Source organism: Proteus faecis (assembly GCF_030286765.1).
GTDB classification, from domain to species: domain Bacteria; phylum Pseudomonadota; class Gammaproteobacteria; order Enterobacterales; family Enterobacteriaceae; genus Proteus; species Proteus faecis.
Map to the genome: position 1 here is coordinate 1 of NZ_JASVWV010000031.1, position 9,494 is coordinate 9,494.

Genomic DNA, 9,494 nt, shown 5'->3' on the forward strand with positions numbered 1-9,494 from the left:
CAAGGCGTTGTTGTTCTCTGGCTTCGTTAGCCAAACGTTGCTTCTCTTCGGCTTCTTCGGCAAGGCGTTGTTGTTTTTTGGCTTCGTCAGCCAAACGTTGCTTCTCTTCGGCTTCTTCGGCAAGGCGTTGTTGCTCTCTGGCTTCGTTAGCCAAACGTTGTTTCTCTTCGGCTTCTTCGGCAAGGCGTTGTTGTTTTTTGGCTTCGTCAGCCAAACGTTGCTTCTCTTCGGCTTTCTCAGCTTCTATTGCTGCATTTTTTTGTGTTAGTGCATTAAGAGTAGTTTGGCTCTTTGCATATTCATATTCTGCTAATTTTAATTGTGAACCTTGTGTTCCGTTATTTAAATTGGTTATTTCATGATTAATATCTTCGATTTCTTTTTTGTAATCATCTTCTTTATTTTTATATGTATTATATTCATCTGAATATTTATCATATGTTTCTGTACCTCCATTTCTATCGCCATAATCAATGATTTTTTCAATTCTAATTCTTTCTTTAATGGTATTTTCCATATCAGTTTTAGTTGTTTCTAATTTATTGAATAATGCTTTTTCTTGAGTATCAAATGGCTTTTTAAGCGAAGTGAATTTTTCAAATGATAATTTTGAGTGCTCTTTGGTTTTTTCAATATCGTTAGTTGCTAAAAGTGTATCGTATTTAATATTTATGGCTTCTTTATTTTGGTTTTCTTCTATTTTATTCTTTGGTGTTTTTTCAATATTCCATGCAACAAGTTTCCAGTCATTATTGTTTCCTTTTGATACACCAAATATAGCATTGCCATCTCTAGAGATGGAGTGTGCTTCTGATTCTTCAATATTATTATTGAGATTTAGTAATAACTGAGATTCTTCTTCATCAACAAAATATACAAAGGCATTTCTAGGGTATTCTGATAGTGGAGAAGCTTGCCTTTTTTTTACGATATTGCCACCGTATTCTACCCAGCCAACAAAAAACTCCCCATTTTCTGAAATAGCTGTAGCTTCTGAATTATAATAATGATTCGAATTAGTACTATTAATTATTGGTTTTCTAATTTTATTTTGAGTCGGATCATAGATGAAAGCTTCGCGAATTAATCTATCATCTCTTTCATTTTTGCGTTTAATGCGCGATTCTATCCAGCCAACGGCGATATCATTTTTTGAGAGTTGATTGATTCTGGATGAACCATAATCTGAATTTGAAATAATTTTTACATCATCATTCGACTGATCATAAAGAAATGCTAATCTAACATCATATGATTTTTGATTTTCCCTTTTTAAAGTGCCATAAAGGTATTTTCCACTAACGGATGGCGCCGTAATTTTAGGTTTTAATTTGATTAAGTTATTAAAGGAAGTTAATTTCTCAAATGCAATAAATCTATTTTTTTCTATATGATTATTCAGTTTTGTTTTATTCCATTCATTAAGTGGAATGCTTTTTTTATTTTCATTGTCAAAGATAAAAAAATTTTTTTCACTAGGGGAGGCATATCTTGTATAGGGATCGTTATCTTCAGAGTAAAGGCTAAATAATCCATCATTGGTAGTAAAATAATAATCGTCTTCAATATAATATGAAATATCACTTTTATGATTAAATAAATTTGTTTCTTTTGAAAAAATATCATAAACAAAAAATACAGGATTGTTATTATATTCACCATGTGCAGTTAAATAACGACCACTTTCTGAAAGTGAAAGGGCTCTAACATTATTGAAGTTTTCTATTTTCAAAGGGTTAAAGCTTTTTCCAATATCGTGACTGATATTAATATTATCTTTATCTGATGTTATTATGATGTTTTGATATTTTGACGCTAATATTATTGGAAGATTTCTATATTCCATTCTTCCATGAATTTGTCTATTGCTATCATATCCTCGAAGGGAATTCTTATCAACAGACTCAAATTTAAATTTAATATCTTTTGTAAGAATTAAGTCTGATGGCTTATTTAAAGCGTAGCTATATGTTGAATTAATTATAATTGAAGCAATAATTGATAGCTTTAGTTTCTTTTTATTCATAAACATAAATTATTATTCCGTCTATATTTGCAGGATTTTTTTGAAGACTAGTTTGATCTTGTTTTTCTGTCAATATAAATGGATTTTATTTTAAAATGCATTGCTAATTATATTTTTAATAATTTTAAATTACTATTTTTCTTTTTGGTTAATATATTCTATGAATGTATATCCGGTGTTTTAATATTAAATATATTTCTTTTTATTAATTCTTTACTAAATATATCAATATGTTGTTTCTGTGCTGATTGCCAATTACCAGCCTCACCATATACACCATGCTGATGAAAAGCATTAATTCTAATTAATATGGATTCGCCAAGTGAGTGAATAAACTGAGAAAGTAATTCAATATTCTCTAAATAGTCGGTTTTTTCTGGAATATATAAAAGGCGTAATTCTGTAAGTAAATTATTATTCGCTAACCATTTGATTGATTCTTTAATCCGCTGATTACCTCGACCTGTTAAATAAATATGAGTATCTTCATTCCAACTTTTTAAATCAATCATAGCACCGTCCATATAAGGGGCAATTTTTTGCCAGCCATTAAGGGAGAGAGTGCCGTTACTGTCGATTAAACAAGTAAGATGCTTAAGATCAGGCGCTTCTTTGATTGCTTTAAAATAATCAATTAAAAAAGGCAGTTGTAACGTCGATTCGCCACCACTGACAGTAACGCCATTAATAAAAGCAGCATATTTACGGGTGAGCGCCATTAATTCATCGACAGTATAAGTTAATGTCATCGGACTTGATTGGCGAGGGCATTGCTGAATACAGGTGTCGCACTGTTCACAACTGGCACTGTTCCAATTTATAACACCATTTTGTAATGAAAGTACTTGTTGAGGACAGGTTGGAATGCAGTCACCACAATTGTCACAGATCCCCATGGTGTAGGGATTGTGACAATTTTTACACCGCAAATTACACCCTTGTAGAAAGATGGCCAGACGATTGCCTGGGCCATCAACACAAGAAAAGGGCAGTATTTTATTTATCGAAGCGCATCTGCTGCTCATGACTAATCACTCGAGGTTTACGTTCCGCAATATGGCAATTGGCAGTGGCTTCATCACCTAACCAAGTAGTATTAAGACGAGAGCCTTCTTCTTTATATTTTTTTAAATCAGATAAGCGCACCATATAACCCGTTACACGAACAAGATCATTTCCACCCACATTGGCGGTAAATTCTCTTAACCCGGCAGAAAATGCCCCTAAACAGAGTTGCATTAGGGCATCAGGATTTTGTTTGATAGTTTCATCAACCGTTAAAATATCGCTAATCCCTGAGGTATAAAATGGGTGATGGGGAGCAACTGTTATTAAATGAGTAACCGGATCGGGCTCTTTACCATAAGGAATACGAGTCGCAGGTGTTGTGCCAATATCAGAACTAATTCCCGATTGAGCATGTAACATAGCTCGGTGGTTCCAGCCATATTTTACGGGTGTTTCTGTAACAAATTGTGCCAGTTTTTCGCTGATCATATAGCTAAGTTGATTGGCAGATTCATTCTCACCATAAGCAACGTTTTTACCTTCTTTTTTAAGTAAAAGTGCGACTGCTTCTGCCATTCCATAAATACCAAACATTGGCGCAAAACGATCAGGTGAGATCAACCCTTCTTCTACTAAGAAACTTTGTTTAAAGAAGTTGGATTTTTCATAAAGAAACGCACAACGGGCATCAATGATCTCAATCTGTTTTTGCATATAAAAAGGCAATACACTTTCAAGAAAATCGAGGCTATTTTGACTACGCTGTGCAACCTCTTTAAGGTTTATACGGACTAAAGTGCTACCACCACCACTTTGAGGTAGCGAGTTATAACAACTGACAATTCCGTATTCATCTTTGCCAAATACTGCATCTTGCAATGTACCATTGGCAATATGAGGTTTACTACTATGGCAAATATTGGTGATAGCTTGATGAAGTAAATCAGAAGGTGTTGATTTTTCATCATAAATAAAAGTGAGATTAGGCGCGACTTGTTGAAGCTCAACATCTACTTTAAGAATGAGACGAGTAAGAACGGAGTCTTCTGGACCAATATTCGCATGCATAAAGGCATCTGGGAGTGTTCTATCAAGATAGCGCCAGAAGCGTTTTAATTTAGGGTAAAGCTGTTCTTCGGTGAGGTTACCAACATAAGGCAGTAAGATTTTATCAATACGCCCTAAATAAACAGGCATAGAAGTTACAGAAGGAACATGATGATAAAGGATAGTCAGCATGTTTAAGGCATCATCAAAATTTTGCGCAGGTTCAAGTTCTAAATAACGAGAACCCTGCGCTAAAAATTTTGCATAGTCAGGTAAGACATAACGTGGTTTATAAGGGGCATGGCCTTCATACATATCACAGATAACCCGTTCATTAAGTGCTTTTGCGGCATCTTCAGACAGTGACGGATACGGCAACATGTTTTCCGCTTCTAACGCAAGAAAATGACGTTTTTGTTCAGGGGAAAGGGTTGGGTTTTCTACGATTTGTTGACAACGTTGGATAACAGATTGTTCAGTCATAACCACCTCAGTACTCAAAGAGCCAGAAAAAGATTTAAAACCTATCTTTTTAGGTTAATGACTTGATGAGAATTTACCGTGACTTTAAACAAAACCCCTTTAAAGATTAAGGGAATAGCACAAAAATACGCATTAATTAGATATATCTAAATAATTAAATAAAAAAGTGAGCTTAGTTAATTATTCACTAAACTCACTGAGTAGGTTGTTAAAAAATAATAAGTTAGGTTTTATCTACTTTATTTTTCAGCATCGTTATTTTTCTCTTTATTAACACTCTCTTTTGATTCATTTTCTTCATTATTCTCATTTTTTTCAGCATCTTCTTTTTCAGTACGAGGCGGTAGATTGGCCGTTAATAAATAAGGCGATTGTTGCCAATGAACCGGTGTTAATTGAAGAAGGTTATGAGAAAGCAAAAAACCAATTGCAAGTGCGACTAATAACATGACTCGTAATAAATTTGTCGTGTTATCGACTTGGCTTGATTCAGTGACAAGTTGATGAGTATCCAGCGTGAGTCTTAAAAAGCCTTTGGGTTTATCTTTGCCTAGCACAGGTACAACAAGTTGGTGATTAAAAGAACCTCCACTCTTTTGCCCTTCTAAAGCTAATCTTTCTTTAACAGTGACATTTTCACCACTATGCGCTATTTGTGTACCATCTTCTAAGTAAAGACTGGCATCAAGCACCCGACTATTATGGGTAAGATGATTTAAATTAGCCATAATGAGTGGATTTACGTTATCTTTGCTACTGTCATCTATATAAGTGGATAAAGAGAACGCAACTTGTTCTGCCAGTGTTTTTGCAAGCTCTTCAAACTGAGTAATACGGGCGTGTTGATTGGCACGGCTAAAATAAGACGCGCCTTGCATAAGAAATGCCAATAGTGCGATACAAATCAGTATAATCGCCGTTTTTTGTAGTTTGAATTTTAGTTTGTCTTTAAGCATGTTCATCCTTTTGCGTAAGCAAGTATGTGCATGTTGCCAGATGAGTCAGAGATAGAATAGGCTGAATAACAATTATTTTGTTCAGACAGGGGAAAACAGGAGAATAAGTATGTCAAATAGTCTGACCTATTGCTATTTACCGGATGAAATCCGTAAATGGCCAGGTCTGCCGTTATCACTCAGTGGTGAAGAGGTGATGCCACTCGATTATCGTGCTGGTGATAGTGGATGGTTACTTTATGGCCGTGAACTTGATAAGAAAAGAATAAGCGAGTTCCAACATAAATTAGGTGTGGCAATCGTGGTGGTTTCTTCATGGCGTATTGATGATTATCAAGTGGTACGTATTGCTGGCAGCTTAACCCGCAGAATTCGTCGCTTATCTGATGAATGTGGCCTAGATGTCGTTCCTTTAGGTGAGATTCCTCGTTTACGTTCTCCTGGGCTTTTAGTAATGGATATGGATTCAACGGCTATTCAAATTGAATGTATTGATGAAATCGCCAAACTTGCTGGTGTGGGAGATAAAGTTGCCGCGATAACAGAACGCGCGATGCAAGGCGAAATGGATTTTAGTGAAAGTTTAAAACTTCGAGTTGCTGAACTTAAAGGTGCGGATGCCTCTATATTACAAAAAGTGATGGATGATTTACCTCTTATGCCTGGGTTAACAAGCTTAGTTCGAAAACTTCAGGCAATGGACTGGCATATTGCTATCGCCTCCGGTGGTTTTACTTATTTTGCCGATAACTTAAAACAAAAATTACGTTTAGTGTCCGCGGTGGCTAATCACCTTGAAATTAAAGATGGCAAACTCACGGGTAAAGTTAAAGGCGCTATTGTTGATGCAAAATATAAAGCACAAGTCCTAGCGCGTTTAGCTAAGGATTTAGAGATCCCAATAGAGCAAACTATTGCTATTGGTGATGGGGCAAACGATCTTAAAATGTTGAGAAAAGCAGGGCTTGGCATTGCTTATCACGCAAAGCCTAAAGTCTATGCTCAGGCGAAAGTGGCTATTCGTCACGCTGATCTAATGGGTGTATTGTGCATTTTAAGTGGTGGTTTAAAACACGAAGAGCGTTAAGCACGTTTTTTTAAAATCGTTATTGTTGGGAGAGAAGTGTGGCAAAAGCAGCAAAAAGAGCCTTTGTATGTAATGAATGTGGTGCAGATTATCCTCGTTGGCAAGGGCAATGCTCTGCTTGTCATGCGTGGAATACAATTACAGAAGTGCGCCTTGCCGCAACCTCTTCTTCCCGCAATGATCGTTTTAGTGGATTTGCAGGTGATGCAAAAGGCGCTAGCCGTGTTCAAAAACTATCGGAGATTAGCCTTGAAGCATTGCCTCGATTCTCCACAGGATTTAAAGAGTTCGACCGTGTACTCGGTGGTGGGGTTGTTCCTGGCAGTGCTATTTTAATCGGGGGAAGCCCCGGTGCAGGTAAAAGTACCTTATTACTACAAACCATGTGCCGTTTGGCCACAGAAATGAAAACGCTATATGTCACGGGGGAAGAGTCGCTACAACAAGTCGCTATGCGTGCTCATCGATTAGGTTTACCGACAGCAGAACTGAATATGTTGTCTGAAACCAGTATTGAACAGATTTGTTTAATTGCCTCACAAGAACAACCTAAATTAATGGTGATTGACTCTATTCAAGTGATGCATATGGCAGATATTCAATCTTCACCAGGCAGTGTTGCTCAAGTGCGTGAAACGGCTGCTTATCTAACTCGTTTCGCTAAAACCCATGATGTTGCCATTATTATGGTAGGCCATGTGACAAAAGATGGCACATTGGCAGGGCCTAAAGTACTAGAACACTGCATTGACTGTTCTGTTATGTTGGATGGTGAAACAGACTCTCGTTTCCGAACTTTACGTAGCCATAAAAACCGTTTTGGTGCTGTTAATGAATTAGGTGTTTTTGCAATGACAGAACAAGGATTACGAGAAGTGAGTAATCCCTCAGCTATCTTTTTAAGTCGAGGTGATGAAATTACATCAGGTAGTTCTGTTATGGTGGTATGGGAAGGTACAAGACCTCTGCTAGTGGAAATACAAGCGTTAGTTGATCACTCAATGTTGTCCAACCCTCGTCGTGTTGCTGTGGGATTAGAGCAAAATCGTCTTGCTATTCTACTGGCTGTTTTACATCGCCATGGCGGATTACAAATGTCTGACCAAGATGTTTTTGTGAATGTGGTAGGTGGAGTAAAAGTCACAGAAACCAGTGCAGATTTAGCCTTGTTATTATCATTAGTATCAAGTTTCCGTAACCGCCCTTTACCGCGTGATTTAGTGATATTTGGTGAAGTAGGGCTTGCGGGAGAAATTCGACCTGTACCGAGTGGGCAAGAGCGTATTGCAGAAGCAGCAAAACATGGATTTAAACGGGCAATTGTACCTAGTGCGAATATGCCGAAAAAGAATCCTCCTGATATGAAAGTGTATGGTGTGAAGAAGCTGTCAGATGCGTTATCTGTCCTTGATGATTTGGAAGATTTCTAAAGGAGAAAAGTATGGGTTCTTTTGATTATATTAAACAGGCTATCAGAAAAAATGGATATACGTTACAACAAGTTGCTGATGAAAGTGATATGACGAAAGGCTATCTTAGCCAATTGATCAATAATAAAATCAAAAGCCCCAGTGCACAAAAGATGTCGGCATTGCACCAATTTTTAGGGTTAGAATACCCAGTGAAAAAGAAAACCATTGGTGTGATCTTTGGCAAATTTTATCCGCTCCATACGGGACATATTTATTTAATTCAACGCGCTTGTAGTCAAGTGGATGAATTACATGTCATTTTGTGTCATGACGAGCCTCGTGATAAAAACTTATTTATTAACAGTGCGATGTCACAACAACCGACTGTAAGTGACAGATTACGTTGGTTATTACAAACTTTTAAATATCAAAAAAATATTCGCATTCATGAGTTTGATGAGCACGGTATTGAACCCCAACCTCATGGTTGGGAAATGTGGAGTGAAGGGATCAAAACGTTTTTGCGCGAAAAGCAGATAGCCCCTGATTTTATCTATACCAGTGAACGAGAAGATTCAGAACAATATAATGCTTTCTTGGGTATTGAAACGGTTTTGATTGATCCTGAACGTTCATTTATGAATATTAGTGGTAGTCAAATTCGCCAAGCTCCTTTTAAATATTGGGAATATATCCCAACAGAAGTAAAACCCTTCTTTGTGCGTACCGTGGCGATTTTAGGTGGTGAATCCAGTGGTAAATCCACGTTAGTCAATAAGCTCGCCAATATTTTCAATACTACGAGTGCATGGGAGTATGGGCGTGATTATGTATTTTCTCACCTTGGTGGTGATGAAATGGCCTTGCAATATTCCGACTACGATAAAATTGCATTGGGACATGCTCAATATATTGATTTTGCTGTTAAATATGCCAATAAAGTGGCTTTTGTTGACACGGATTTTGTTACAACGCAGGCATTTTGTTTACGTTATGAAGGTAAAGAGCATCCCTTTGTTCAAGCTTTGATTGATGAATACCGTTTTGATTTAGTTATCTTGCTAGAAAATAATACGCCATGGGTAGCCGATGGTTTGCGTAGTTTAGGGAGCGATAAAGATCGTCGTCGTTTCCAAACCTTACTGATGGAAATGCTCGATAAAAATAATATTGAATATATTAAAGTGAATTCTCCTGATTATGACGAACGCTTCTTAAGTTGCGTTGAATTAGTCAGGGAATTATTGATGATGCAATCAAAGCATATTGAGTAAAAACAGAAAGTAAAAAGCGCCATTAGTGGCGTTTTTTATTCTTTATCACTGATTATCTATCAGAACAAAATTACTTAGTGACTGCTCCCCGCCCTGTCGGGCGAGGCTTCCCACTTCTTAGACCGCAACCGTCTGTGTGACGGATTTACGCTGGCCTCCATGGGCAGAAACGACGAGTCCCGCCGCTTGTAATTCCAGTAT

The 9,494-nt window shown here is 37.1% G+C and carries 7 protein-coding genes and 1 pseudogene; 3 read left to right on the top strand and 5 right to left on the bottom strand.

From position 1 onward, the window contains the following. From QSH13_RS18020 to QSH13_RS18035, 4 genes are all read right to left on the bottom strand, one after another. On the bottom strand, nt 1-2,032 hold a 2,032-nt coding region (locus QSH13_RS18020), incomplete at its 3' end, for a cell envelope integrity protein TolA (RefSeq protein WP_491005530.1). A gap of 152 nt (nt 2,033-2,184) precedes the next feature. Beyond that, on the bottom strand, nt 2,185-3,051 hold the full coding sequence (locus QSH13_RS18025) for a YjjW family glycine radical enzyme activase (protein WP_196544453.1): 867 nt from the start codon (nt 3,049-3,051) through the stop codon (nt 2,185-2,187). After that, entirely contained in the window at nt 3,023-4,564 is a 1,542-nt protein-coding gene (locus tag QSH13_RS18030) for a YjjI family glycine radical enzyme (protein ID WP_109398222.1), read from the bottom strand. Before QSH13_RS18030 ends, QSH13_RS18025 begins: the two co-directional genes overlap by 29 nt. 239 nt (nt 4,565-4,803) lie before the next feature. Beyond that, a complete protein-coding gene (locus QSH13_RS18035) occupies nt 4,804-5,520 on the bottom strand; it encodes a YtjB family periplasmic protein (RefSeq protein WP_109407191.1) in 717 nt (238 codons plus the stop codon). A gap of 109 nt (nt 5,521-5,629) precedes the next feature. Between QSH13_RS18035 and serB the strand changes: the two genes are divergently transcribed. From serB to nadR, 3 genes are read left to right on the top strand one after another with little or no spacing between them, the layout of a single operon-like run. After that, nucleotides 5,630-6,607 (top strand): phosphoserine phosphatase, encoded by a 978-nt coding sequence (serB, locus tag QSH13_RS18040; protein ID WP_109398220.1) that lies wholly within the window; start codon nt 5,630-5,632, stop codon nt 6,605-6,607. A gap of 38 nt (nt 6,608-6,645) precedes the next feature. After that, nucleotides 6,646-8,037 carry a DNA repair protein RadA gene (radA, locus tag QSH13_RS18045; protein ID WP_109398219.1) on the top strand — a complete coding sequence of 464 codons (1,392 nt, stop codon included), beginning with the start codon at nt 6,646-6,648 and terminating at the stop codon, nt 8,035-8,037. Between the two features lie 11 nt (nt 8,038-8,048). Continuing rightward, entirely contained in the window at nt 8,049-9,293 is a 1,245-nt protein-coding gene (gene nadR / locus QSH13_RS18050; protein ID WP_109398218.1) for a multifunctional transcriptional regulator/nicotinamide-nucleotide adenylyltransferase/ribosylnicotinamide kinase NadR, read from the top strand. A 117-nt stretch (nt 9,294-9,410) separates the two neighbouring features. Here nadR and QSH13_RS18055 read toward each other — a convergent pair. Then, nucleotides 9,411-9,494: pseudogene (locus QSH13_RS18055) on the bottom strand (RNA-guided endonuclease InsQ/TnpB family protein); the annotation flags it as partial.